Genomic DNA, 25672 nt, shown 5'->3' with positions numbered 1-25672 from the left:
CGAAATGTTAACTCCGCTTGCCGGTATGCGGAGGTAAAATAAATTACCGGTTTTATTCTCCTTAAAAACAGCAGACATGTTTTAAATTTATATGATGTGATTAAATGAAATTATCGGAAGGTTGTTTCTGCTTCATAGAAAATCAGTTTTTTATAGATTTTCCGGATGAGAAATTAATGAAAAATAAAACAGAAACAAATGAGTTTCTAAACGGAAGACCTTTCTTCTTCAGTTTTCGAGATGAGAAGAATACCGATATCATTTGGTTCATTCCGATTTCTTCAAAAGTCAATAAATATGAGAGAATTTTTCAAAAAAAGATGAACAAATACAATCAATGTTTTACAATTCAATTTGCTGATGTTTTGGAAACAAAAAAAGTATTTTTAATTCAAAATATGTTTCCGAGTATCGAAAAATACATACAAGAGATATATACTGACAGTAAAACGTTTTCAGTCATTTCAATTGATTCTGAAATTGAAGATCAAATTATTAAATTATCAAAAAAAGTACTCAGAATGCATAAACATAATGTACATATCATTTTTCCGAATGTTTTAGAGATCGAAAGAAAATTGATAGAAGAACTTCAAAGAAATAAACACGAAAATCTGAATTGAAAATCAGAATTAATAGAATTAGAAATATCAAAAATCAAATACGCGTCAAAACAATTTTCTCTGACAACGTTTTTGATAAATGATGATCTTCCCCACAACGCCCGCATTTAATTAAATCACCAACCTCTTTGTCGATAATGTAAATCCAATTTCCGCATTTTCGGCATTTTCGGACAAGATTCATAAAGACCATACATTCCGCGGCGATATTTATCTTTTTTTGTAGTTTTTAAAGGGGGCAAACTCAGTAAAATCGATCTGTCAGCGTCAACAAAATCAATCTGTCAAAATAAACAAAATTAATCTGTCAGCGTTAACAAAATCAATCTGTCAGCGCTTTTTCTCTCAGCTGACGGTTGAAAGTAATCGCGAACCGATGCGCCTCATCTCGAATTTCTTGAAGGTAAAGGGAAGCCTTTTCATTCTTTTTAATCGGAAGCGGATCGGACAAACCGGGAACAAAGATTTCTTCTTCGCGCTCGGCAAGAGAGATTACCGGCGTTTTCACGCCGAGTTTTTTGAGAACGGCAACGGCGGATGACAGCTGACCTTTGCCGCCGTCAATGACAATCAAATCCGGCAGCGGTTTTTCTTCCTCCAATAAACGCGTGTAACGGCGGTTCACGACCTCGGCGATGGAGGCGAAATCGTCAATGCCTTCAACGGTTTTGATTTTGAAGCGGCGGTAATTGGATTTGTCGGCTTTGCCGTCGCGGAACTGAACCATGGAAGCAACTGTGTGCGTTCCCGAGAGATGAGAAATATCAAAACATTCGATCACGCGCGGCGGTTCGGGAAGCATCAGGCGTTTGCCGAGCTCTTCCACTTTCGACGTTGCGCTGAAGAAAGCGATTTCAATGTTCTTTTCGGCAAGCAGAAGAAGGTCTTTTTTGTCACCGCGTTTCGGAACCGTAATCTTGACGGCTTTGCCGTGCCGCTGTGACAGAAAATCAATCAAAGATTGACTGATTATTTCACTTCCATTTTCGCCTTTAGACGGTTTTTCACGAACAACATCATCGGCGGAAGTGTAGGCTTCTTCTTCCTGAATTTCGGAAGCGTCGGGAAGAATGATTTCCGACGGCGTTTCGTGTCCCGAATAATAGCGGACTAAGAATTCTTCCAGGAAATTCTGGTGATAGCGGAAAGAAAATTCTTCCTTGCCGACCAGCGACCCTTTGACCACGTTGAAAACCATAATGTAAATTTTATCGTCGCGGATAATGTAATTCACAACATCTTCATCATGATTGATTTGACGGGCAACATGCTGGCGGTTATTCAAATATTCCAATGAATAAATCTGATCACGCAAGTCTTTGGCGATTTCAAATTCCTGTTTTTTCGCGTATTCTTCCATTTCCTTTCGAAGTTTTTCGGCAAGCTCGGCCGAGTTGCCGCGCAGAACAAAATCAGCTTTATCAATCGCTTTTTTATATTCTTCTTTCGGCACGTTTCCCGTACACGGTGCCATGCAGTTGCCGATGTGGTAGCGCAGACAGGGGCGCTTGGGCATGTTCCGACAGGAGCGAAGTTTAAACGTGCGTTTCACGACATCTAAAATTTCATCGCGGTCGTGCGCGGAAACGAACGGGCCGTAGAGTTTTCCCTGCGTCGTCGCGCGTCTGAGAATACCGATGCGTGGGAATTCGTCGCCGCTGATGTGAATAAACGCGTAGCTCTTGGAATCCTTGAGATCAATATTGTATTTCGGGTTGTGCTTTTTAATCAGCGTGTTTTCCAGAATCAGTGCTTCAACTTCGTTTGCGGTGACAATAAAATCAACGGAATCGATATGCTTGACCAAAAGGCGTGTTTTCGGATCAAGGTCCCGTTTTTGAAAATAACTGGAAACACGTTTTTTAAGATTTTTCGCCTTGCCGATGTAAATAATTTCATCCTCTTTGTCGCGGTAAATGTAACAGCCGCTGGATGTCGGAATCACGGATAAATCAATCATTTCTGCTCAATCTTTAGATGAATAATCGTTTTTATTTTACCATTCACAACGGATTTTATATATTCTTTTCCAAACCATCAATCGTCTTCAGAATCAAAATCAGAATCAAAATCAGAATCAAAAAAATCTGCGTCATCAATATTGTCGTCAAATATATTGTCGTCAAATATATTGTCGTCAAATTCATAATCAACAACATCAAGCATGATTAAATTGCCGTTTTTATCAAACGCCTTCCAAGATTCACGCGTGTACGGCTCGCCGACAATAATATTCACTTCATTCGCTCTGAAAAAAATTAAATCCTGTTCGGACGGGCGGACAGCACCGCTCGGGTGGCTGTGAACGGAACCGGCATGCGGCATATTCGGCATCATCCATGTTTTGAAGCTGACGCTCCTGCTCGTTGAATCCGTCCCCGGCAGATAAATAATATTGATGATGGTATCTCCTTCCGCTTCCAAAAGCGCGCCGAATTCGTGCGGATGAGAAGCTTTGCAGGATTCCAATATAAAATCAAGTGTGTCGGATGCGATGTTTCGAACAGCCATATTTTTCGCCTCGTTTTTACTTCAATTCATTTTATCGGATAAAACATTATTCAAAATTCAAAGAAAACAAATAAAGAAAACAAATTGAAAACAATAAGAAAACAAATTCAAAGAAAATGATTTGACATTAAACCAAAAAAAAGCGGACAGCTTTAAAACTGTCCGCCGGGTTTTAATTTTAAATTTTGTTTAAAATTTAGTTTTAAATTTTGTTTAAAATTTTAAAATATTATTCTTTATCATCCAAATCCAATTCAATATACTGCATACCGGATTTCTTTTTGGGTGCTCCGGATTCGGAAGGAGACGACGCAGATGCGGGCGCAGATCTTTCTTGCGGCGGCTGCCATTGTTCCTGTGATTTTTCTTTTTCCATAACGGAATCAAAATATGCATATTTAGAATTGTTCACTTTGGGTTCTTCTTTTGCAATCGGTTTTACCGGAACGGGTTCGGGCTTTTCGTCTTTTGTTTCAAAAACCTGAACGCCTTCATCTTCTGACGGATCGCGGGACGGTTCTTTCTTTTCACGGAAAGCATAAACTGTTTCAGCCGGCGCTTCGATTGGTTTTTCATCAACTTTATCGGGTGTTTTTTCGGAAACATAACCGGATTGTGTTTCTTCATCGAAAGAGTAAGCGCGTGCTTCAAAGAGTTCCAAATCTTCATCATTCCAGTCGCTTTCGGACGGTTCATCTAAAGGCGCAACAACAACAGGCGCAGGAACAGGCTCATTCACATCAGGCGCAGCCTCAATAACTTTTTTATCTTCCGTCGGCGGTTTCCACTCAATGACTTCTTCCGGATTGACTTTATTTTCGTCAACAACAATGACCGGACCGTCAACAACTTTTTGAGACGGTTTTGAAATCGGTGCCGCTCTTAAAGATTCGACAGCGTTGTCATAATCTTCATCTGAATCGAATTCGTCGGTGAAGCTTGCAGGTGCGGTTTCTTCAGCACGTTTGAGTTTTTTGCCGGTTTTTTCTCTCGACTTCTTCGGCTCTTTAGGTGCTTTAACTTTCTTTTCCTTAACGATACCGTTATCCTGATTGTATTTGCGCTTGCCGATGAACAACGAAACAGCGGCAACAATGATGACAAGTAAAATAAACAGAATCGGATAGACATAAATTGGTAATTCTGCGAGTGTATCTAAGAGTGCCATGACAAAAAAAGAGGTTTTGCTGGTATAAAAGCAATTCTAAAGTTTAATCAGAATTCGATTTTTAATTTAAAATTTAAAACTAATACATCAATTTGAGGAAAAGAGATGTTATTCTCTTGAAAAAATTAAAACCCGATTCAACCGTCCGCTAATTTACGTTTTCGACCTGAACGGAGTGAAGAGAGAAAACGGAAATTTGCGGATTCGTACTCAGCCGATACAGCAAAAACAATACACTCTTTCTTCTTTTCTTCTACTTTGCTGCATGTCCAAACTTTTCCACATGCGTTGACTTTGCCGTGTGCATTTGCTCTTTATTATCACATCCGTTCGCTTGCGCGAACGGGGCTGTTGCTACCCACCATCTGCATTGCTGCTGCTATCCGCCGGCTGCGTTAACACTGCCGCTACCGACAACCACACCGCCGCGCGCGAACCGCACCGTTTTTCAAAAATAACACAAACCGGACGAATGGTTTTCAAAATATCAAAAAAAGAGCGATCAGATCAGAAATCAAAATAAAAAGTATGAAAAAAAGAGTGAAAGAATGAAAAAGAATGGGCCCGCTGAGATTCGAACTCAGGACCTCCGCCATGTGAGGGCGACGTCATAACCGTCTAGACCACGAGCCCACGGAAGTAATAACAATAAATTAAAAGTAAGCTGAACATAAATCGGCGTTTTTGTTTTTATACATTTCCCGCCGTTCAAATGCAATATGTTCTGCAGTTTCTGTAATATGTTTCATGGGCCCGCTGAGATTCGAACTCAGGACCTCCGCCGTGTAAAGGCGGTGTCATGACCATCTAGACCACGAGCCCAACTTCGAAAAAAACGGAAACTTCCTATAAATAGGTTTCTTCTAAAATCGAATCCGATATAACAGCATTTATATGTTTTTGCTCTCTTAATACGTATTTATGCCTCACCGTGAACGCGAAGACGCGGAAGCCGAATACGTTGAGCAATACTTGGGAGAATATGCCAGCGTTACCTCAATTGTCAAAGAGGCGTTGCCTTTTGAATTGGTTGCAGTTGTCGGCGGCATTATTTCAGGCGTTATTTTATCAGGCATGACAAATGAACTGGAGCTGATTCCCGGCCTCATCGTGATTATTCCCGGCGTCATGGGACTGCGCGGCAATATTTCATCCACCCTCGGCTCCCGATTGGGAAGCGCGATTCACATGGGTCTGATTACAAAAATCGACTACAAAAACCGCGAACTCACCAACAACATTCTCGGCTCCATGGTTCTGACGGTTATTATTTCTATTTTCTTAGGATTTCTCGGGCACTTCGTTTCCGTATTCTTAGGATTCGGAAGCGCGGGACTTTTCAACTTGGTTCTGATTTCACTCATGTCCGGATTTTTTTCCGGCTTAATTCTTTCATTCATTTCTGTTTATCTTTCAATCGGCGCGTTCCGCTTCGGGTTTGATCCCGACAATGTCGTCACGCCTTCCATTGCGACAATCGGCGATATCATCTCAGTCGCGATGATTTTCGTATTCGCCAGGCTGGTGTTGATGATATGAGTTATTATACCGTCAAAGGACTCGTCAAAGGCGGCCTCCCGATTCTGATCGCGACATGTTTTATGGCAATTATCGTCGGCTTGCTCCTCGGTTACCAAGAAGATATTTTGATTGAATATCCGACGCTTCTGATTCTGATGCCTGTTTTGCTTAAAATCGGCGGCGACACGGGAAGCATGCTCGGCTCCCGCCTCTCTTCAGCTTTCCACCTCGGTTTAAGTCAGAGAATTCTCAACAATCCGGTTGTCAGAAACAGTGTGATTGCCGCAATTATCGTGGCTGTCATCTCATCTCTCTTTGTCAGCATTATTGTTTATTTAATCAACATTATTCTCGGATACGGCACATCGGCGGCATTGATTTTCGGTGTCAGCTTCATTGTCGTTCTGTTGGACATTATCATTGTTTACACGGTTGCCGTCGCCTTTTCGGCTTTGTCTCATAAAATCGGAATTGATCCCGATGATGTCGTGATTCCGATTGTTGCCAGCATGGGTGACTTGGTCGGTGTTATCGGTATCATGATTGCAATCGTTGTTTTCGGCTTGATTGTTATCTAATCAAAAAATAATTCAAAATTATCAATAAATTTACATTCAAATTAAAATCGAATACATTAAAAAGACATTAAGCGCCGTCTTGAAACGGCAACTTTACGGAAATCAAAAAAAGGATGTTTAGGACTGTATGGCAAAAAATCGATATCAATATAAACCGCGCAATTTGAAGGAATTGCTCGTTGAAATGAAAGATACATCGGAACTGATGGTTGATTTGGCTTACTCGGCGATGATTTACGACGACGAAGACATCGCCGAAGAAGTGATGCATTTGGAAGAAAACATGGATATGCTTGATTACCAAATCAAAATGGGCGCAATTTTAAGCACACGCCGCATTGAAGAAGCGGAACAGCTTCTCGGCGTATTAGAAGTTGCCGCCGCATCCGAATACATTGCCAACGCCGCCATGGAAATTTCAAAATGCGTTTTAATGGACATTTCCATCCCGGACAGACTGAAAGTCGCGCTCAGAAACGCGAATGAAACAATTGTCAAAGTTCGCTTGAATGAAGAATCCGAAATGGTCGGCCAAACGCTCGGCGATTTGGAACTTGACATTGAAAGCGGTATGTGGATCATTGCCATGCGCCGCAATTCCGAATGGATTTACGCGCCCAACAGCGAAACCCGCCTCCGTCAAGGCGATGTTTTAATCGCTCGCGGTCATGATGAAGGCGTTCCGATTTTCTTCAAGAAAGCAACGAACAAAATTTATACGCCGAGAAAAGTCATCGACTACAGCGACCCGGCAGAATTCGACCAGTCTATTGACATCATTGTTGAAATGAAAAACATGTGCGAACTCTCAGTCGGCTTAGCGTATTCCGCGCTTTTGCTCAACAACAAAGACATTGCGCACGAAGTTCAGGCAATTGAACAGCATTTGGATGAAATGAAATACGCGGTCCAAGATTTGGTTTTGGAAGCCGCCGCTTCTGCCGCCGAAGGTGAAGATTTGACGGATTACAAAAGCCTTTTGATCTTTTCAAGCGCGTCGGAGAAAATTTCAAACGCCGCTTCCGACATTGCAGATCCTGTCGTTCGTGAAATCGAGCTTCACCCGATTATCGCAATGGCCGTTCGCGAATCCGATGAAGTCATCATTAAAGTTGAAGTCGCCGACTGCTCCCCGATTATTGGAAAAACGCTGAAAGAACTGCGTTTGGAAACCGAAACCGGCATTCACGTTTTGGCAATTAAAAGAGAAAATCGCTGGATTTATTCCGTCAGCGGAAAAATTACGATTCAGGAAAATGATGTACTCATCGCCCGCGGCTCTCGTTCCGGCGAAGAAGCGCTTCTTGAAATGTGCTCATGTCCGGTGAATATGTAATTGTAATAAAAATAATAAAAATGTAATTTACTAAAAAATGTAATGAGACTAACTGACAGAAAGGCTCATTACATTTTTCGAAATTGCAGACGTTTAAATAATTTTGTCAATGCTCATAATTGAGAAATGACCGTTTAAATCTTCATGCAAAACAACTTTGACATAGCCCAAATGGGGCGGATTAGTCATCAGTTTTTGTTCACAAATGAGCATGTAGTTCGTTCCCGCAACAAGTTGCGATGCAATATACAATGTGGGTTTGTATGATGCTCCGACAAGTCCTTCAAACGCCTGAGTAAATCCTGTAGCTAATTTTTGGGGTAAATTGCATGCCGGATTATCTTCAATTTTCCATTCACCAGTCATATAGTATCCTCCTAAAATTTATGCGTTGTATATCTATGTATAGCATATTGAATATAAAACAGGATATATATTTCCCATTTTATAGAGTTTGCTTTATTCAAGCCATTATTTAACCCTTTCTAATTATTTTGATAGTCGGTGCGCATAAAATAATCTTATTGAAGTAATTTAAATCAGCAGCACCTTACTTTTATATATTACCAAATGGTTCAGTTAAAGAGAAATGTTAAATATGAAAAATTGGTGACGAAAAATGGAACACATCATTACAACTTTTATTGTTGCTTTTACTGCTGTTTTCGTAATCGTTAACCCGCTCAGCGGTTTATTTACTTTTATGTCGATGACCAGCGGTTATCAGCAGAAGTCCAAGAACCAATACGCTAAAAAATCAATTTTGCTGGCAATGGGAATGGCACTTTTCTTTGCGATCGCCGGATCCTTGGTTCTGAATCTGTTTAATATCAGCATTGACGCGCTTCGAATTGCAGGCGGCATTATTCTGCTTTCCGTCGGCTTCAATATGATGACGGCAAAGGTCAATCCGATTGTTTCGTCCACGGAAATCGCCGAATCGAATGACAAGGATTTTTGGGTATTCCCGATTGCGATTCCGCTTTTATCCGGCCCGGGTACAATTTCAACCGTGATTGTTTTAACCGGCGGTCAGGACATTTGGGGCATTCTCCTCGTCTTGGTTGCAATCGTTTTGGTCTATTCGATTGCTTACCTTATGTTCCGCTCCTCAGAAGCCATTAGCAAGCGCCTCAGTTACACAGGAATGCTTGTGTTTACACGTCTTCTCGGACTGCTGCTTTCGGCAATCGCAGTCGGCATGATTATGACAGGCCTTGAAAATTATATCATGAAGATGCTGAGAAACTTGTTTTCGGAATTTTTGGAACCGCTGAACGCAACCGTCGCTGTTGTAAAGACATTAATTAGATGATATTGATTAGATGAGAATTATGAAAAAAGAAACGCTTTCCATATTGGTTTGCCCGGGATGCCGCGGAAAATTAACGGCAAAGCCGGAAATTGAAACAGAAGATGAAATCATTTCCGGGAATTTGTATTGCGAAAAATGCGGCATTTACTACCCGATTGAAAATAAAATTGCAAATATGCTGCCGCCTGAATTGAGAGAGACATTTTCATAAAAACCTGTCATCCAAAGTCTGTCATTCAAATTTGTCACCCAAAAGTCTGTCATTCAAATTTGTCGCCCAAAAGTCCTGTCACTCAAATTTGTCACCCAAAAGTCTGTCACTCGAGTTTGTCACTCAAAAATCTGTCATTCATAACTTTCACCAAACAGTTCAAATAAATTTTGAAAAGGCAACTGTATCAAAAAACAAAATGATGAATAATTTTATTAACTCATAAAAGTATAATAGGAAACATCAACCATTCAAATTATGCACACATTTATCCGATTCGGAGAGAATTAAATGAAAGAAGTACTTCAAGATATCTACATCGGGCGCCAAAATTTAGACTCGATCGAGTTCAAATACAATGAGATTGAAGTTCCGCTTTACAAAGGTGAAGATCGCGAGTTTCAAATATTTATTAAAAACTTTGCTTCACCGACGCACATTACGTTTTTACCTGACGATTCAATTCGCGATTATCTGATTTTGGTGCCGAGCAAACACCATATTCAAAACAATGAATATGTCCGCATCGTCATCCGCATTCCTTACAACGCCAAGCAGGCGGCAGAAGGTATGTTTTATGTTATAACAGGTTACGGCGCTCAAAAGAAAGGATTTAAACTGTCCGTCGGTTCCGATAAAGTCCGCGCTTCGATTCTTTCCGAATCCGGCGATTTATCAGGCGAACGCGTCACAAACAATCCGGCCGGCGACATTTATCGCGCGGAAGGTCCGATGATTCCGTCTGTTCCCGAACGCGCGCAACTTATCATTGATGACGATGATGAAGACGAAACAAAGCCGAAAAAGCAAAAACCGTCTTTTTCCGTGAAAAAGGACTGGAATGAAAACAAGGCCAAAAAAGAAGGCTGGTCTACCCGATCATCATCCAATTCCGAGAAATACAAACCCAGCAAACCGATTGCGCCGCTTTCAACCGCCGAAAAAGTCTCATTCTTTGTATCGGTCATATTGATTGCGATTTTGGTTGCAATGTTTGTTTACATTCAAATTACAGATATTAATTCCATTTTCAACTTCGATCAAACCGTCATTTTAGCGTTGATTACAGGCGGTTTCATCGTTTTCATCGTTCTTCTCTTATCCATGTTTTTGAAAAGAACGAATGCCAACTGATTGAGGAATGAGGCATAAACCTTTCCGGTTTGTCCTCTCCTTTTATTGTTTTTTATGATTTAATTTTTTTATTTTAAATTTTTATTTTAAATTTATTTCAGGTGACAATTCCAAATGTCAGCGACAGCTTCAGCCTCACAGGATTCCGGAAACACGCCGTCATTAACGCCCGAACAGAGACGTCTGGTGCTCATCGGCATTTCTTTAGCGTCTTTCATGACACCGTTTGGCGCGTCCATGCTGAATTTGTCCCTGCCTGAGATCGGCGCAACGTTCGGCGTCAGCACACACGCGCTCGGGTGGGTGTCAACCGCTTACCTCTTCTCGTCTGTTCTGTTCCTGGTGCCGATGGCGCGAATCTCCGATTTGGTCGGGCGGAAAAAAATATTTTTAATCGGAATGTGCATCGCCACCTTCTCAGCCGTTTGTCAACTCTTCTCGCCGAGTTTTGAAATTTTAATTCTCCTTCGAGCCGTAGATGGCATTGCAATGGCCTGCGTTTTCGGAACGTCTCTTCCAATTCTCAGCTCCATTTACCCCGCCTCCAAACGCGGTTCCGTTTTCGGGATTAACGTCGCTGTTGTTTACATCGGCTCCTCGCTCGGTCCGGTTATCGGCGGCATCATGACACAAACATTCGGATGGCGCAGTCTCTTTTTGCTGTTGATTCCGTTGGCTGCCGTTGCTACCGTCTTGGTTTACCGCGCGCTGAAAATCGAATTCATAGAAGGCAAAGGCGAACCCTTTGACAAAATCGGCGCGTTGCTTTATATGATCACAATTTTCTTTGTTCTTTTCGGGCTCAGCAATTTACCGGAAACATGGGCGTTTATTTCTCTCGCGGTCGGACTTGCCGCGCTCCCTGTTTTCATTTACTACACCAAAAAACAAACGTATCCGATTATGCAAATTCGGCTTTTCTTTACGAATAAGCACTTCTCCCGCTCCAATTTCGCCGCCTTTTTAAATTATGCCGGCACATACGCAATCGTATTCTTCCTCAGTTTGTATTTGCAGCGCATCCTTCATTTGCCGGCCGGAACAGCGGGTTTGATTCTTTTGGCGCAGCCGCTGCTTCAAGCCGTATTTTCCCCCTTCGTCGGCAAACTTTCCGACAGAATGGACAGCCGCTACCTCTCCACATTCGGCATGGTCCTGCTTGCAGTCGGCCTTCTTCTTTTGTCAACATTGACCGCCGACTCTGAAATTTGGCAGATAATTGTTTACCAAATTATCATCGGCATCGGTTTCGCGTTCTTCGCGTCTCCGAACACATCCGCGATTATGGGATGCGTCAGCCGCAAAGATTACAGCAGCGCAAGTGCTTCCTTATCTGTCATGCGCCAATCCGGAATGGTTTTATCAATGGCCATTGCCATGTGCGTTATTTCAATATTCCTCGGCAGCACCGAAATGATTCGGGAAGATACGATACCGCTTTTCCTTACCGCCATGCAGATTACTTTTTACATCGGCATTGTTTTGTGTTTGGCCGGCGCAGTTTTGTCTTATTTGAGAGGGGCGACGGTGCGGGAAGAAGAAATTTGCGACGCCCTTTAATTCTTTTTATTTTATGAAAAGGAGAATCTGATTCCAAATTTTTAAAATTCGGGTTGGTCCACACACGCGGCGGCGTCATAGAAAACAGCAACATCAAAAATTATGAAGCAATAGCCGAACATTTATATATACCAAAAAACCGTTCTGTCAGAACATGATTAAACACATTGTTTTATGGATTTTGAAACCCGAAGCGGAAGGAAAATCTGCCGCAGAAAATGCTGTGATTATTAAAGAGCGTCTGGAAGGACTTTACAGTCAGATTCCCGAAATTAAAAGCATTGAGGTTCACTCAAACACATTGGATATTGCCGGCAATTATAACCTGTCTCTGATTGCCGAATTTGAATCAGAAAACGCATTATACGCATATCAGAAAAATCCGCTTCACGAAGATGTCGCAATTTACGTCAAAAAAGTCGTAGAAAGCAGGGCGTCAATTGATTTTGAGTTCTGATTCTTCATTTAAATTTTATTTTTATTCAATTTTATTTCAAATTTCATTTTCAATAATCAGGTGAATTTATGGCAGAAAACAAAAAAGAAACCGGTAAAAACGATGCCGGCAAAGAGGCGGTTTTGCCTCCCAAATCAGAATTCAGTGAATGGTTTAATTCAATCATTGACATCGGACAGATTATGGATGTCCGTTATCCCGTTAAGGGTCTTTATGTTTGGTACCCGTTCGGATTCGGCATTCGAAAACGCGTTTACAACATTATCCGCGACGTGATGGATAATTCCGGACACGAAGAAACATTGTTCCCGCTTTTAATTCCGGAAACAGAATTCATGAAAGAAGCCGACCACATCAAAGGCTTTGAAGATGAAGTTTTTTGGGTGACGCACGGCGGCGTAACGCCTTTAGATGTTCGTTTGGCACTTCGCCCGACCAGTGAAACCGCGATTTATCCGATGTATCAGCTTTGGATCCGCTCTCACGCCGACCTCCCGCTGAAACTCTATCAAGTGGTGAACACATTCCGTCATGAAACAAAACACACCCGCCCGCTGATTCGTCTGCGTGAAATCACGTCATTTAAAGAAGCGCACACTGTTCACGCGACTTGGGATGATGCGAAAAATCAAGTGGATGAAGCTGTCGGCTTATACACTGACATTTACAGACAGCTTTCAGTTCCTGTTTTGATTTCAAAACGCCCCGACTGGGACAAATTCCCGGGCGGCGATTACACAATCGCGCTTGATACGATTATGCCGGACGGCAAAACCCTTCAGATCGGAACGGTTCACCATCTCGGAACCAACTTCGCCAAAACATATGACATTACATATGAAAACGCAGAAGGTGAACAGGAATACGCCAACCAGACCTGCTACGGCATTTCCGAGCGTTCGATTGCGGCGTTGATTTCCGTTCACGGTGATGACAAAGGATTGGTGTTACCGCCGGCTGTCGCGCCGATTCAGGTTGTCGTCATTCCCGTCTTGTTCAAAGACACGACAGAAGCCGTCATGAAAGCGTGCAATGATGTTGTCGAATCCCTCAGAAAAACCGGACTTCGCGTTGAAATGGATGCCAGCGACATGCGCCCCGGTGCTAAATATTACAAATGGGAACTCAAAGGCAGCTGTCTCAGAATTGAAATCGGTCCTCGTGATTTGGAAAAGAATTCAGCCGTTTTGGTCAGAAGAGACAAAGGCGAAAAACAATTCGTTTCTTTAGACGGCATTGCCGAAACGGTTGGTGCTGAATTGAAACAGATGGCAGACGATTTGTACACAACCGCTGAAGAAAAGATGAACGCGATGATTGTGCCGTGCGAAACGGTGGAAGAAGTCGTTGCTCAAATCGGCAAAGGCGTTGCCACGCTTCCGTGGTGCGGCTGTGAAGAATGCGGCATGAAAATCGAAGAAGAAACGAACGGCAGCATTCTCGGAACACCGAATTTGGAAACAGAAATCAAGAAAGGCAAATGTCCCGGATGCGGAAAAGAGGCCGATCAAACGGTTTACATTGCTAAAATGTACTGATTTCTTATTCTGTATACTGTCTTGTGCACTGTCCTGTGCACTGATTTCTTACTTTGAAAGAGAATGTGAATATCGTTTGCATTCTCCATTTCTTTTTTAAAACGTTTATTTGAATTAATTGAGTATTCATAAACTTTTTTAATTAAAATATATTTTTATAATTGAATAAAATATTTATTCTATAGGTTCTAATGTGTTACTGTTTACAGGAGTGGTTTACATGAAAAAAATAGTTCAGGCATTCATTTTTGTATGTTTGATCTTAGCTGTTGCCGCCACCGGATGTTTAACATCCGATGACGGTACCAACACAACAAACAAAACAATTAATGACACAAATAATACGTCAAACCTCACGGATCAGTTCAGTACACCTGCGAATCCGATCAATAACACGTCTTATGTGCCGGATAATGCATCCGCTTATTTAACAAAACAGGTTAGAGTTTCGGATGATAAAAAATCGGTTGTTTTCGTTTTTGATGAAAGCTCAACGGGTGACAAATGGGAATTAATAATGGAGCCGAGAACGGTTTTATCGATTGAAACCGATGAACACGTCACTCCGGAAAATGCTCCCGAAACATATCCGGGCATTCATGTCTGGGTTTTTGAATCAATCGGGCCCGGAAAAACAATTATGAATTTTAATTATATCGTTGAAGAAACCGGAAAATCAATTAATAATCTGATTTACATTATTGAAGTCAATAATGCCGGCGAAATCAGTATCATCAGCGTTTTACATGAACGCCTTTAAGAAAAAAAGCGGATTTCAAATCTGCTTTTTGCTTTTTTAATCTTTTTTCGTTTTTATTTTATTTTTATTTCCATTTTTAGTTCATTTTTATTTTCATTTTTAGTTCGTTTTTATTTTCATTTTTAGTTCGTTTTTTTCCATTTTTTTCATTTTATTTCAATTTTTTATTTTCGTTGGCTTTGTGTAAAAAGTCGATTTTTTTCACGACTTTATACACAAATTAATTACTTTTTACACAACACCCTTTTTCATGTAAAATATAATTTCAAAACATTTATCTCAAAAGCATATTTTATGTAAAATATGACGAAATACAATATTCATGCACTCTGCGGACATATAGTCACAGTAGAAATTCCTGGAAATAAAGAAGAGGTTCAAAAGAAGAAAAAAGAAATTGAAAATTCAGAATGTTCAAAATGCAAGAACAGAACAGTTCTTGAAGAAGAAAATACCATAAAAACGGTCAGTTATTCAGAATATAAGGACATATATATCGGTTGTGAAACAGTTGAGGGAAGTTATAACGACGAAGATAAAACGATTGATGTCTGTGTTCCAAAAAATAAAAGATGGAGATAAATTTCTTAATCACATCCAATTACAATTAAATCTTATATTTTATGTCTTCCACTTATTGGATTATATGTTGTCATGCTTGGACTTTTACGAGTATAATCAATTTTGGTCACTTTGATTTCATCAGGTTTAATTTTTTCGGGTTCGATTTTAGAGATTTTACTATCATCGTACTTATAAATGACACCTTTAGTTTTCATAAATCTCATATTATCCCTCCTAATGCATTTTTTATGCTTTCCCAAAACAAATCCTATAATACATAAATTACACCTAATATTAATGGGATGCATATTGATATGATAAGGAATATGTAAGCTTTGAATATATACTTATTTCTTATATCGTTTATTTCTCTTCGATATATATGAATTCGATTTGAGTCTGCAAGATATAATTCTTCAAGAGGGATTCCTTCCCCCAAAGCTTTCATGTATTCCTCATCCATTTCTTCTATAGTTCCCATATCAACTCGCTGATTATCAAGTTGTGTCTTGGCAGCATAGATAAGGCATAATATTATGCATATATATACCAAAACCAAGAGTAAAATTAAACGACATCCATCCAAATTAAAAATTTTAAATGAAATTACATACAAAACTACCAATGAATAAATTGATATAATTGTTAAAATTGCATTAGATTGCTGTACTATATTCTTTTCTCTATTGTCTTCTGTTTGAAATCCTATGTCGCCAACCTATTTTAATTGGCAATAAAATTTTGTATCTCTTTCGATTCTATTGCTATGATTATTTTCTTCATCGCCCAATCCCATGAATTTTAGAATATGGTTGTTAAATAATAAATCTATCTTTATTTTTGGAGAGTTTTCTACATTATCAAATTAGAAAACTGTTATTCTTATGGACTTTTTACACAGATTGGACTTTTTACACAAAACCATTTTCGTTTTATTTCAATTTTTATTTTACCATTTATATTTTAATATTTCATATCAATCATTTAAATTCTTAAATCTCTTTTTATCTTTTTTTAAAATCTTAATCTGTCAAGATAATATTACGATTTGATTTATATAGGGGAAATGCGATAATTATATTCTGATTTTTATTCAAATCTTCTTGAATAGATTTCAATTTATTAAATGAATCAGAGGGGATATCTTTGAAAAACTTAACAAAATTATTGATTTTGGTCGGTCTCGTTTTAGCGGTTGCTTTTTCAGGCTGCCTCGGCAGTAATGACGGTAACGAAACAGAAAACAACACCACTGTCGACCCGACTCACTTTTACAAAAATGTGACGTTAACTGAAAATGACACGACCGTTAAATTCGAATTTACGGCAAATCCGTCTACAGGCTACATCTGGGATGTAACACCCGATAAAGCAGGCATTTTGAACGAAACAATCAACAACACCGCAACGCCTGACAGACCCGGCGCATCCGGCGTTCAGACATTCGCATACAAAGCAGAAGCACCCGGAACAGTTTCTTTAAACTTCAAGTATGAAAGATCTTTTGAAGACGGTTCAACCGTTGAAGATTTGACCTACGTGATTCAGGTTCACCAGAACAACACTGTTGAGATTTTATCTGTTTCAACCCCGACCGGCAACCTTTTGCCGATTGCCAAAAACGCAACGCTTGAAAAGAATGACACCGTCATTAAAATGATGTTCACGGAAAACCCGACAACCGGTTACAGCTGGAACATTACAATGAAGCCGTCTGACGTTTTGAACATGACAGCTGACCATTTTGACGCACCCGCCACTGACGCAGCAGGCACACCCGGCGTTCACACCTGGGAATTCGCAAGCTTAAAAGCAGGCACAGTTTCTTTGGTTTTCGACCACAACAGATCTTTTGAAAACAGCAGCACAACAGAAACAGCAACCTTTGATCTGAAAACAAATTCAGACAACACTGTTGAAATCCGTGCCATCAGCTTTGACACTGTCAACTGATCAATAAAATAACAAAAAGAGGATGCGATTTTTTCGCATTTTCTTTTTATTTTCTTTTCTATTTCCTTTTTCAGATTTAATAAATTAAGAATACATTCTATTTAGTAATAAATTTTTAACATAAGTTTATATTCAAAAATAAATATTATGTTACAAAATAAAACAGTTTATCGGTTTGTCGGTTCATGCCGATAAATATGCCGACAAATACCGGGTTAAAAATAGGATGGGTTCTATTATGAAAAGAAGCGCAGGGGTATTTATTTTACTTATTTTGATTTTATGTCTATGTCTTCTTGTTCCTTTGTCGGGTTGTCTTTCAAATATCAAAGATACTATTGCAGGAGATAAAGGAGATCCGTACAATTCCGCGCCGATGCAAAAAATGTTCAACCGCGAACATACAAATGTTCAGATTCGTCTTCGTGAAATCCCCGAACAACGCTGGTCTGTCGGCATTGAACCTGCAGGCGTTTTAAGAATGACAGAAAACGCTTATGTTCCCGACGATTACATTTTCAACGATTTGGGATATCACAAATGGGTATTGCAAAGCGTCAGCCCGGGCGTTGCGACCGTGACATTTTCATACGATCATAACGGCAAAACCATTACAAAACACACATTGACCGTTTATGTAGACGAAGAAGACATGTCGCTTCGGATTTATGAAAAATAAAGAAAGGAATGAGAATCAGCAGTGTACGCACAAATGATTCAAATTTCATAATATTTTCAAACCCGAGTACACTTTTTTTATTTTTATTTTGAGATAAGCGAGTTGTTAGAGCGGCGGCGCAGTAGCGTGTCAGCGGTGGCGCAGTGGTATCGGCGGTGGTGCAGTAGTGGTATCGGCGACAGCAGCGCGACCATGGACAGCGGCAAAGCAAACTGTAAGGTAACAGTGCCCACGTTCGCGAAGCGAACGGCTGTCATAAAAAGAAGTAGATGCAGACAGCAAAGCAGACACAGGCAGTAAAGCAAACAGTAAAGCAAACAGTAAAGCAAACAGCAAAGCAAACAGTAAAGCAAACAGTAAAGCAAACAGCAAAGCAAACAGTAAAGCAAACAGCAAAGCAAACAGCAAAGCAGACAGCAAAGCAGACAGCACAACAAAGCAAACGTCGTGACAAAGCAGACCGATGCAGAGAATAAATAAATTTGAAAAACGCTTTTCGATTTTTGCTGTATCGGCTGGGTACGAATCCGCAAATTTCCGATTTTTCATTCCGCTTCGCTCCATTCAAAATCGAAAATTAGCGGGCGGTTGTTTGGGGTTTTATTTATTTTTTTAAAAAAAGGATGTTCATTTCTTTAAAATTCAAAAAAGAAAAAGAAAATAAAACAAAAAAGAAAATAAAACAAAAAATAAAACAAAAAATAAAACAAAAAATAAAACAAAAAATCAAAAAAAGAAAAACAATCAGCTCATTTTGAGCGGATTTGTTTTCATATATTCTCTTAAAACCGTTGTCGCGTAACTTCCTTTAGGCAATTTGAATTCAAGCGTCATTTTTGTTTTGCCGTCAATCAACTCATCCGTTGCGATTTCGACGCGCGGCTCGACTTCTAATAAGATCTCTTTTCGAAGACCGCGGGAGGCAACTTCAGGGAAAGCCGGCACTTTAAAGTCTTCAGGTTTAAAGCCCGTTTCTTCAATCAATTTTCGCTCGATTTCACCTGGAATGCCGTCGGCAAGCGGGGTTTCGGAGCCGAAAAGAGGTGCCGTAATAAAAGCGCGCTTGCGTTTTAAAAGACCATTGATACCGTCAATGTTGTCTTCGTCGACCTTTTCCAATCGGGCGGGATCGGGTGTTTTGTCTTTGGCGCGATAGCAGACAATATCGCCGACAACGGCCTGATTGAGCGTGAGTCCGCTTTTCAAACGTTCGCAAATAATACGATTGAAAAGCCACGACTGGTAAGCATGAATAAACATCGTGTACAGATTTTTTGGAAGAATCATGAACGCGCCTTTGAAATCGCCGGGACGGGCAATCAAATGATTGAGAAGCGCTTTTTCATGTCCCAAATAATCGGGAAACTTCAAAACGCCGCCTTTCAGATCCCCGGTTTCCGCGATGTAGCGGCGAACCTCTTTGGTTTCTTCAGGCTCATCCGGATAAACTTCAGAAATGTAGCGCATAATTGCTTTTTCCAAATCGCCGGCCAAAAGATCAGCACCGACATGATGCGTCACCGGTCTTCGGGAACCGAATCTTTGAATGCCGAAGAAATTCGGGACGCCGCCTGCTTTTAAAATTTCAGCGGTTGTTTTTTCGGCGGCGTCTTTTGCTTCCGTTTCAGCCAAATCAATATCCCGAATCACAATTTGAAATTCGTTGCCTTCCAAATCGCCGAGGCCGATGGGCTGCTGAGAACGGCCGAGAACACGGACAGAAATATCTTTGAGATGAACATTTTCAATCTGCTCTTTCGTAACGTCATAAAGGCTCATTTTCTGAACCGTGACCGCTTTTTTGTCTTTTGTTCCCGCATAAGTGATGCGTTTATGACTGATTCCGAGAGCGCTTGAATACGCTTTTAAAAAGTGATTGGTGTCCCAATTCTCTTTTGTGACTTCAACCATCAAATATTTACGGTTTTTGTCAATCACGTCATTTTCTTCATAAGGATAATTGGAAATTTCTTTGACAACAAAATCTGCCGGGCGATATCTGAGAATACCGTTGACTCCCGGAGTCGTTGTCGAATAAAGATTAATCCCGATTTCCTTTTCCAAATCGGGCACTTGAATATTTGTCATAATAATCGAATCACTGCTATGTTTGCTATGTTTGCTATGTTTGCTGTATTTGCTGTTTACGCTGTTTACGCTGTTTACGCTGTATTTATTGTGATCGCTATGCCTTTTTCAGCGTCAGAGCATTTTTAAATGTCCCGTAATTCTGTCAATTTTCTCTTCTTGAGCGGGACCGATGCCGAGCACCGTAATTGTTCCGGGTGCAATCTCTGTTCGTCCGGCATCCGTAATAAGAGCCGTCGGCAATCCTTCCCGGCGCGCTTTTTCTTTCAGCTCAAACAATTCCTGAAGATTCGCCGCCTTGAGAACAACTTTTTTCTGCCCGCCGGCTTTCCAGGCGTCTAAATCTCTTTTGTCGGTCCAGTCTGCTGCCGATACCGCACCGTGCGCAACCTGAACCGCCAGCTTCCCCGGTGACAGCTTTAAATCCGTCCGCATGACAATGACTTGTTTATATTCACCCATGATTCTTCCTCTGATACGGTAACACAGACCATTTCATTTAACCGTTTGCATTTGCGCTTGGAAACGATTTTAAAATCTCTTTCAAATAAATCCAAACCTTTTCCGCCGCGTCCAAATTGAGTTTTTCATCAGGCGTGTGCGCGCCGATGATATCGGGTCCGATTGAAATCATTTTCATGGACGGAAAAGTTCGGCGGAAAACACCGCATTCCAAACCGGCATGGATTGCCGTGATTTGAACCTCTTTTCCGAATGTACGGGCATAAATGTCGGCGCATGATTTTAAGAAATCCGAATTGAAATCCGCCTCCCACGGCGAATATGTGTGTGTGATTTCAAAATTGAAATGATACTTTTCAGAAAACGCCATCATTTCCCGGATCTTGTCTTTTAGTTTCGATTCGATACCGGAACGCAGACTGAGTGTGATCTCCAATTCGCGTTTCGATTTTTCCGTATAAATGTCCAAATCAGAACCGCCGATATCCGATTCAGTGCCTTTGAAATATTCCGCGCTTGACTTTGTTCGAATCATCGCCAAGTTTCCTGAAACTGAAACCAAGTCGGGAATGGAAGCCGACATTTCAAAAACGCCGTTTGGAATCGCAGATAAAAAGCTCATGATTCGTCCCGTATTTTTTATCGAAAACGCTTTTAAAATCAAGCCGTTGTCTTTTGAAAAATTCAAATCGGAAACGCCGATCGCCAAATCAGGATCATTGAAACCGGCGGCAGCTTTTGTATTTTCAACAAAAATCGCGGCTTCGTTTTTCAAATTCTCCGCTGAAATATCGGTGACAAAAGAAAGTTCCGCATGTCTCGGAATTGTATTTGAAGCCGTGCCGCCCTTGATTTTAATCAATTTCATCCGATTCTGAGGATACTTTTCGGCAAGCATCGTAAAAAAGCTGATTAGAATCCGATTGGCATTGCCGCGACCGATGTGAATATCCGTTCCCGAGTGACCGCCGAGAAGGCCTGAAACGGCAACAGTGTAAGGCAGCAGCGTGCTGTCACAGTCTGTTCCTTCCGCATCGTCACTGGCACATGCATCTTCAACATCAATCAACCGTTTAAACCCGATTTGCGTGCCGCCTGCGCAGCCGATGATGATAACGCCTTCTTCCTCGGAATCCAAATTAATCAAATAAGAGCCGGAAATGAAATCGGCATTCATGCCTTGCGCGCCTGTTAACCCGACTTCTTCGTCGGTTGTAAATAAAAGTTCCAGCCGCGGATGCGGTATATTTTCCGATGCGGCGACTGCCAGCATATACGCCATGCCGATGCCATTGTCCGCGCCGAGCGTTGTCTTTTCTGCTGTTAAAAACGGAACGCCGTTTTCTTCGATATAATGAAGCGAAAGGCTGTCCGTTGTAAAATTATGGGGCGTTCCGGCTTCTTTTTCGCAAACCATGTCGGTATGCGCCTGCAAAACGACTGTCGGCAAAGATTCCATTCCGGTCGACGCGGGAACTTGAATCACGACATTATTGCAGTGATCGCGCTTGGTTTCAAAACCGCGGTCTTGACCGAATTTTTCAAGCCATGAAGCGATTTGTTCTTCATTTTTAGAACATCTCGGAATGCTTGAAATTTCTTCAAAAATTGATAAAACGGATTTAAAATCAGAATCGTTCCAACGATTTGAATCGAATGTTTCCATATCATTCACCTATGATTTATGATTGAGAATTTATTTGAATGACGCAGCCAAGGCTTCTTTTAAAATTTCCGCGTTTGCCAAATCGGCTTTTTTTGTCAGCTGTTCAATGTAAATTTTATCGCCTGATATTGTTTTCCCGGCAGGCGGTTTGAGCAAAAGAATGTTTCCGATTTCAACGCCTTCGCCGACTCCGGCAACCGTCTTTAAAATCATTTCACCCGACAATGAATCCGGCAGGATCAGAAAGTTTGCTTCTTTGACCGCTTCTTCAATCAAAATCGTATAATGCTTTGCCGAAATTCCTTCCGCGTTCAGTTTTTTTTCAAGCGCTTCGGCACCCAAAATGGTTTGATCAACGGTTTCATTCCGCCCGAGATCGCCCGACCGTCCGCCTGAAATGAGGCCGATTTCGGGCTGAATGCCGAGATTTTGAATCAGCGGCATTCCGGCTTTAACGCAAAATTCCAAATCTTCCAAACCGGAATTCATGTCAGGACCGGCCGGCGCGGTAAAGAGAAGCTTTTCTTTGTGGGTTAAAAAAACAGAAAGGCGAAATATTTTTTCAGCACCTGTTTCTGTTTTAATTTGGTCATAAATATCATTTGACGGGCGAACACCGAGAAATATAACAGAATCTGTCGCTGACGACAAATTTTCGTCTGATAAAATTGGAAACAAAGAACGGATGGAAATCATTGTATCTTACCGAATAGGAATAAATTGAATCTTAAGGAATAAATTGAATCTTTAAGAGAATCTCCAAGAAATAAATCGAATCTAAATTGATCTAATGAAGACATGAATACTTTCACTCTTTATACAAAGCATTAATTAATATACTTATCATAAGTCTGAAAGGATTTCTATGGCAGTTGACATGAAAAAATATTTGGGCGATTTTATCGCGGCAAACAGCCTATTTGAAAAAAATGAAAATCTTGTTTTACCGGAAGTAACTGTCAGTCCTGATTTAATTAAAGTGATGATGATTAACGAAGTGTCGCCGAAAAATCCGGCCGATGATTTTTATGCCGTCGGAGCACCGGATTATATGGCAACGACAAAAATGTTGTTTCAATCAGCCGGCATTGAAATTGAAACAGCGGCGGATTTGCTGGCTTTGGGGATTTATGTCACGAATGCCGTTAAAACGCCGAAAACAGAATATGCGATTGAAACAAAAACGATAATGAATCATGTTCCGATTTTGGAAAAGGAATTTGAATTGTTCCCGAATTTAAAAGCGGTGATGCTGATGGGCGATGTCGCTAAAAAATCGTTTAACGCGATTGTCAAAAAGAAAACAAAAAAGCCCGTCATTCCGTCCGGCTCGACTTATAAATTACGTAAAGAAAAATATTATTACGGCGACATACGTGTTTTTCCGTCTTATATCATGACCGGCGGCAATATTTTAATCGAAAAATCAAAAGTTGTTATGGTCGCCGAAGACTTAAAAGAAATGGAAGCGTTATTGTAAAACCTTGTAAAGCCTTAAAAACAATAAGCACTTCTACATTTCATAATTATTTGAATCTGATTTCATAATCATTTAAATTTGATTTCATATTTATTTGAATTTTAAATTGAATTTTATTAACGTTGACGCATTCAGAATAATGCACACAAATCTTTCAAAGGAGTTTTTTATGGAAGAAATGGATAAAACCCCGATTGCAGAAGAGTTGGCAAAACGGCAAAAATCAATCAGTGTCGCCGAGTTTTTTGAGAAAAACCGCCACATTCTCGGTTTTGATTCCGCGCCGCGCGCGCTGATTACAACAATTAAAGAAGCGGTCGATAACTCTTTAGACGCTTGTGAAGAAGCAGGCATTCTGCCGGATCTTTTGGTTGAAGTCAATCGCGGTGAAGGCGATTATCTTCAAATCACAATTGAGGACAACGGCCCGGGTATTATTAAAGAGCAAATCCCGAAAGTTTTCGCGAAATTGCTTTACGGCTCCCGTTTCCATGCGCTTAAACAAAGCCGCGGTCAGCAGGGTATCGGTATTTCCGCCGCCGTTTTGTATTCCCAAATCACAACCGGCAAATCTACTAAAATCATTTCAAAAGTGGATCATAAGTCACCGGCACACTATTATGAACTCATGATCGATACGAGCACAAATGACCCGTCGATTCTGGAAGATAAAATCGTAGACTGGCCCAACGCTCACGGCACACGCATTGAAATCGAAATGGCCGCCTCTTACGTGAAAGGCAGAAAGCAATCCGTTTACGAATATTTGAAGTCAACCGCAATCATCAACCCGCACGCCCGTATTCGTTTGGTGGAGCCTGACGGCAATGAAATCTTATTTGAGCGCGCCACAGATCAAATTCCCAAGCAGGCCGAAGAAGTTTTGCCGCACCCGCACGGCATTGAACTCGGAACGCTTATGAAAATGCTTCAAAATACGGAACGCCAAAAGTTAGCGCCATTTTTGCGTTACTCTTTTTCAAAAATCGGACTTCAGACCGCTGAAGAAATTTGTGATGCGGCCGGTTTAGACCGTGAAGCAGACCCGCATTCGTTGGACAGAAACGACGCTGTAAAACTGTTAAACGCGTTTAAAAAAGCAAAAATCGTTGCGCCGTCAACAAGCTGCTTGTCTCCGATTACGGAAGATTTGATTTATCAGGGATTAAAAAAGGAATTCAGTGTTGACTTTATCGCAACCGCATCCAGAAAGCCGGCCATTTATTCCGGCAACCCGTTCGTGATTGAAGTCGGTGTCGCTTACGGCGGCAACTTCCCGAAGGAGGAAAAAGCGCAAATCATGCGTTTTGCCAACCGTGTGCCGCTTCTGTATCAGCAGGGCGCCTGCGCGACAACGCATGCCGTTGAAAAAATCAAATGGAAACAGTACGGCATCAGCCAGCCCGGCGGCGGTGTGCCGTTCGGTCCGTTTGTTCTTTTGATTCACATTGCGTCAACCAACGTGCCGTTCACGTCCGAATCCAAAGACGCGATTGCAGACATTGATATTATTCAAGAAGAAACAGAGCTGGCCGTCAAAGAAGTTGCCCGCAAACTGAAAACGTATCTCGGAAAGCAAGGTGATTTGGCAAAACGCCGTGAGAAAGAAGTGATTATCACAAAATTACTGCCGCAGATGGCGGAAAAAGTCGCCGCGATGGTGGATAAGCCGGTTCCGGATATTCGCCCGGCCGTTGCCAATATTATGGGCAATCTTTTGGTTGACAGAACAATCGATACCGGAACGGACAGCCAATCCCACCTTCATTTCGTTTCTCTCGCGGTTCGAAACTACGGTAGCGCCCAGCGCAAATTCAAGATTCATCAGATTCTGCCGTGTGAAATCAAATCCCCGAGCCCGCCGCCGTCATCTATTGTGAGCGTCGGCAATAATTATGATTATATTTGGGAAGTCAACGTTGCCGCCGGCGGTTCAAAGGTGTTCCGTTTTACATTAGACGGCGCGGATGATACCGAATTGGAAAATATGGACGAAGTTATCGTCGAAGGCATGGATGAAGAAGACGTAACGGGCGCAAAAGCCCTCAACGAACTGTTTTGAGGTGAA

At 41.1% G+C, this 25672-nt stretch carries 28 protein-coding genes and 2 tRNA genes; 17 read left to right on the top strand and 13 right to left on the bottom strand.

What is annotated here, in order from left to right:
* Positions 1–104 precede the first annotated feature (104 nt).
* A complete protein-coding gene (gene cptIN, locus C7391_RS06345; RefSeq protein ID WP_133517702.1) occupies positions 105–623 on the top strand; it encodes a type III toxin-antitoxin system CptIN family toxin in 519 nt (172 codons plus the stop codon).
* A 322-nt stretch (positions 624–945) separates the two neighbouring features.
* Here the strand turns inward: cptIN and uvrC are convergent, their stop codons facing one another.
* The 3 genes from uvrC to C7391_RS06330 all read right to left on the bottom strand — a co-directional run bounded on the left by uvrC (position 946) and on the right by C7391_RS06330 (position 4302).
* Positions 946–2583, bottom strand: coding sequence for an excinuclease ABC subunit UvrC (gene uvrC / locus C7391_RS06340; protein WP_133517701.1), 1638 nt, complete (start codon positions 2581–2583; stop codon positions 946–948).
* Between the two features lie 77 nt (positions 2584–2660).
* The gene (locus C7391_RS06335) at positions 2661–3134 is read right to left on the bottom strand and encodes a Mov34/MPN/PAD-1 family protein (protein WP_133517700.1); all 474 of its coding nucleotides are present in this window, start codon (positions 3132–3134) and stop codon (positions 2661–2663) included.
* A 229-nt stretch (positions 3135–3363) separates the two neighbouring features.
* Positions 3364–4302, bottom strand: coding sequence for a hypothetical protein (locus tag C7391_RS06330; RefSeq protein ID WP_133517699.1), 939 nt, complete (start codon positions 4300–4302; stop codon positions 3364–3366).
* Between the two features lie 301 nt (positions 4303–4603).
* Between C7391_RS06330 and C7391_RS06325 the strand changes: the two genes are divergently transcribed.
* Complete coding sequence (locus tag C7391_RS06325) at positions 4604–4825, top strand: hypothetical protein (protein WP_133517698.1); 222 nt, start codon at positions 4604–4606, stop codon at positions 4823–4825.
* Between the two features lie 36 nt (positions 4826–4861).
* Here C7391_RS06325 and C7391_RS06320 read toward each other — a convergent pair.
* Positions 4862–4935, bottom strand: a tRNA-Val gene (locus tag C7391_RS06320).
* A gap of 115 nt (positions 4936–5050) precedes the next feature.
* A tRNA-Val gene (locus tag C7391_RS06315) sits at positions 5051–5124 on the bottom strand.
* 99 nt (positions 5125–5223) lie between these two features.
* Here C7391_RS06315 and C7391_RS06310 point away from each other — a divergent pair.
* The 3 genes from C7391_RS06310 to C7391_RS06300 all read left to right on the top strand — a co-directional run bounded on the left by C7391_RS06310 (position 5224) and on the right by C7391_RS06300 (position 7737).
* A complete protein-coding gene (locus C7391_RS06310) occupies positions 5224–5841 on the top strand; it encodes a magnesium transporter (protein ID WP_133517697.1) in 618 nt (205 codons plus the stop codon).
* Positions 5838–6401, top strand: a complete 564-nt coding sequence (locus tag C7391_RS06305; RefSeq protein WP_223611016.1) for a magnesium transporter — start codon at positions 5838–5840, stop codon at positions 6399–6401. Before C7391_RS06310 ends, C7391_RS06305 begins: the two co-directional genes overlap by 4 nt.
* Before the next feature lie 127 nt (positions 6402–6528).
* Positions 6529–7737, top strand: coding sequence for a potassium channel family protein (locus tag C7391_RS06300; protein ID WP_133517696.1), 1209 nt, complete (start codon positions 6529–6531; stop codon positions 7735–7737).
* A gap of 93 nt (positions 7738–7830) precedes the next feature.
* Here C7391_RS06300 and C7391_RS06295 read toward each other — a convergent pair whose 3' ends face one another.
* Complete coding sequence (locus tag C7391_RS06295; protein ID WP_133517695.1) at positions 7831–8103, bottom strand: hypothetical protein; 273 nt, start codon at positions 8101–8103, stop codon at positions 7831–7833.
* A 253-nt stretch (positions 8104–8356) separates the two neighbouring features.
* On the opposite strand from C7391_RS06295, the gene C7391_RS06290 reads away from it, so the two are divergent.
* From C7391_RS06290 to C7391_RS06255, 8 genes are all read left to right on the top strand, one after another.
* Complete coding sequence (locus C7391_RS06290; RefSeq protein WP_133517694.1) at positions 8357–9052, top strand: MarC family protein; 696 nt, start codon at positions 8357–8359, stop codon at positions 9050–9052.
* A gap of 10 nt (positions 9053–9062) precedes the next feature.
* The gene (locus C7391_RS06285) at positions 9063–9263 is read left to right on the top strand and encodes a Trm112 family protein (RefSeq protein ID WP_243726298.1); all 201 of its coding nucleotides are present in this window, start codon (positions 9063–9065) and stop codon (positions 9261–9263) included.
* A 291-nt stretch (positions 9264–9554) separates the two neighbouring features.
* Positions 9555–10397 carry a DUF7524 family protein gene (locus C7391_RS06280; protein ID WP_133517693.1) on the top strand — a complete coding sequence of 281 codons (843 nt, stop codon included), beginning with the start codon at positions 9555–9557 and terminating at the stop codon, positions 10395–10397.
* Positions 10398–10511: 114 nt separating this feature from the next.
* Positions 10512–11957 (top strand): MFS transporter, encoded by a 1446-nt coding sequence (locus tag C7391_RS06275; protein WP_133517692.1) that lies wholly within the window; start codon positions 10512–10514, stop codon positions 11955–11957.
* A 154-nt stretch (positions 11958–12111) separates the two neighbouring features.
* Positions 12112–12414, top strand: a complete 303-nt coding sequence (locus tag C7391_RS06270) for a Dabb family protein (protein WP_133517691.1) — start codon at positions 12112–12114, stop codon at positions 12412–12414.
* A gap of 68 nt (positions 12415–12482) precedes the next feature.
* Entirely contained in the window at positions 12483–13952 is a 1470-nt protein-coding gene (gene proS, locus C7391_RS06265; RefSeq protein ID WP_133517690.1) for a proline--tRNA ligase, read from the top strand.
* Positions 13953–14172: 220 nt separating this feature from the next.
* The gene (locus tag C7391_RS06260; protein ID WP_133517689.1) at positions 14173–14712 is read left to right on the top strand and encodes a protease inhibitor I42 family protein; all 540 of its coding nucleotides are present in this window, start codon (positions 14173–14175) and stop codon (positions 14710–14712) included.
* 303 nt (positions 14713–15015) lie between these two features.
* Complete coding sequence (locus C7391_RS06255; RefSeq protein WP_133517688.1) at positions 15016–15294, top strand: hypothetical protein; 279 nt, start codon at positions 15016–15018, stop codon at positions 15292–15294.
* A gap of 32 nt (positions 15295–15326) precedes the next feature.
* On the opposite strand, the gene C7391_RS08350 is transcribed toward C7391_RS06255, so the two are convergent.
* Both C7391_RS08350 and C7391_RS06250 read right to left on the bottom strand, forming a co-directional pair.
* A complete protein-coding gene (locus tag C7391_RS08350; RefSeq protein ID WP_166627433.1) occupies positions 15327–15500 on the bottom strand; it encodes a hypothetical protein in 174 nt (57 codons plus the stop codon).
* Between the two features lie 44 nt (positions 15501–15544).
* Complete coding sequence (locus tag C7391_RS06250) at positions 15545–15757, bottom strand: hypothetical protein (RefSeq protein ID WP_133517687.1); 213 nt, start codon at positions 15755–15757, stop codon at positions 15545–15547.
* Between the two features lie 665 nt (positions 15758–16422).
* Between C7391_RS06250 and C7391_RS06245 the strand changes: the two genes are divergently transcribed.
* Together C7391_RS06245 and C7391_RS06240 are read left to right on the top strand one after the other, a co-directional pair.
* Positions 16423–17229 (top strand): protease inhibitor I42 family protein, encoded by an 807-nt coding sequence (locus tag C7391_RS06245; protein WP_133517686.1) that lies wholly within the window; start codon positions 16423–16425, stop codon positions 17227–17229.
* A 226-nt stretch (positions 17230–17455) separates the two neighbouring features.
* The gene (locus C7391_RS06240; RefSeq protein ID WP_166627432.1) at positions 17456–17908 is read left to right on the top strand and encodes a protease inhibitor I42 family protein; all 453 of its coding nucleotides are present in this window, start codon (positions 17456–17458) and stop codon (positions 17906–17908) included.
* Between the two features lie 129 nt (positions 17909–18037).
* Here the strand turns inward: C7391_RS06240 and C7391_RS06235 are convergent, their stop codons facing one another.
* The 5 genes from C7391_RS06235 to C7391_RS06215 form a co-directional block, all read right to left on the bottom strand.
* Entirely contained in the window at positions 18038–18457 is a 420-nt protein-coding gene (locus C7391_RS06235; protein WP_166627431.1) for a hypothetical protein, read from the bottom strand.
* A gap of 195 nt (positions 18458–18652) precedes the next feature.
* On the bottom strand, positions 18653–19996 hold the full coding sequence (truD, locus tag C7391_RS06230; protein ID WP_133517683.1) for a tRNA pseudouridine(13) synthase TruD: 1344 nt from the start codon (positions 19994–19996) through the stop codon (positions 18653–18655).
* A gap of 114 nt (positions 19997–20110) precedes the next feature.
* Entirely contained in the window at positions 20111–20458 is a 348-nt protein-coding gene (gene pth2 / locus C7391_RS06225) for a peptidyl-tRNA hydrolase Pth2 (RefSeq protein WP_133517682.1), read from the bottom strand.
* A 37-nt stretch (positions 20459–20495) separates the two neighbouring features.
* Positions 20496–22124, bottom strand: a complete 1629-nt coding sequence (pepD, locus tag C7391_RS06220; protein ID WP_133517681.1) for a beta-Ala-His dipeptidase — start codon at positions 22122–22124, stop codon at positions 20496–20498.
* A 30-nt stretch (positions 22125–22154) separates the two neighbouring features.
* The gene (locus C7391_RS06215) at positions 22155–22820 is read right to left on the bottom strand and encodes a hypothetical protein (protein WP_133517680.1); all 666 of its coding nucleotides are present in this window, start codon (positions 22818–22820) and stop codon (positions 22155–22157) included.
* A 169-nt stretch (positions 22821–22989) separates the two neighbouring features.
* Here C7391_RS06215 and C7391_RS06210 point away from each other — a divergent pair, with 169 nt between their 5' ends.
* Positions 22990–23604, top strand: a complete 615-nt coding sequence (locus C7391_RS06210) for a uracil-DNA glycosylase (RefSeq protein ID WP_223611017.1) — start codon at positions 22990–22992, stop codon at positions 23602–23604.
* Between the two features lie 169 nt (positions 23605–23773).
* Positions 23774–25666, top strand: a complete 1893-nt coding sequence (locus C7391_RS06205; protein WP_394343211.1) for a DNA topoisomerase VI subunit B — start codon at positions 23774–23776, stop codon at positions 25664–25666.
* Positions 25667–25672 lie beyond the last annotated feature (6 nt).

Source organism: Methanimicrococcus blatticola (assembly GCF_004363215.1).
GTDB lineage: Archaea > Halobacteriota > Methanosarcinia > Methanosarcinales > Methanosarcinaceae > Methanimicrococcus > Methanimicrococcus blatticola.
This window is presented reverse-complemented; position numbering and strand designations above follow the sequence as displayed.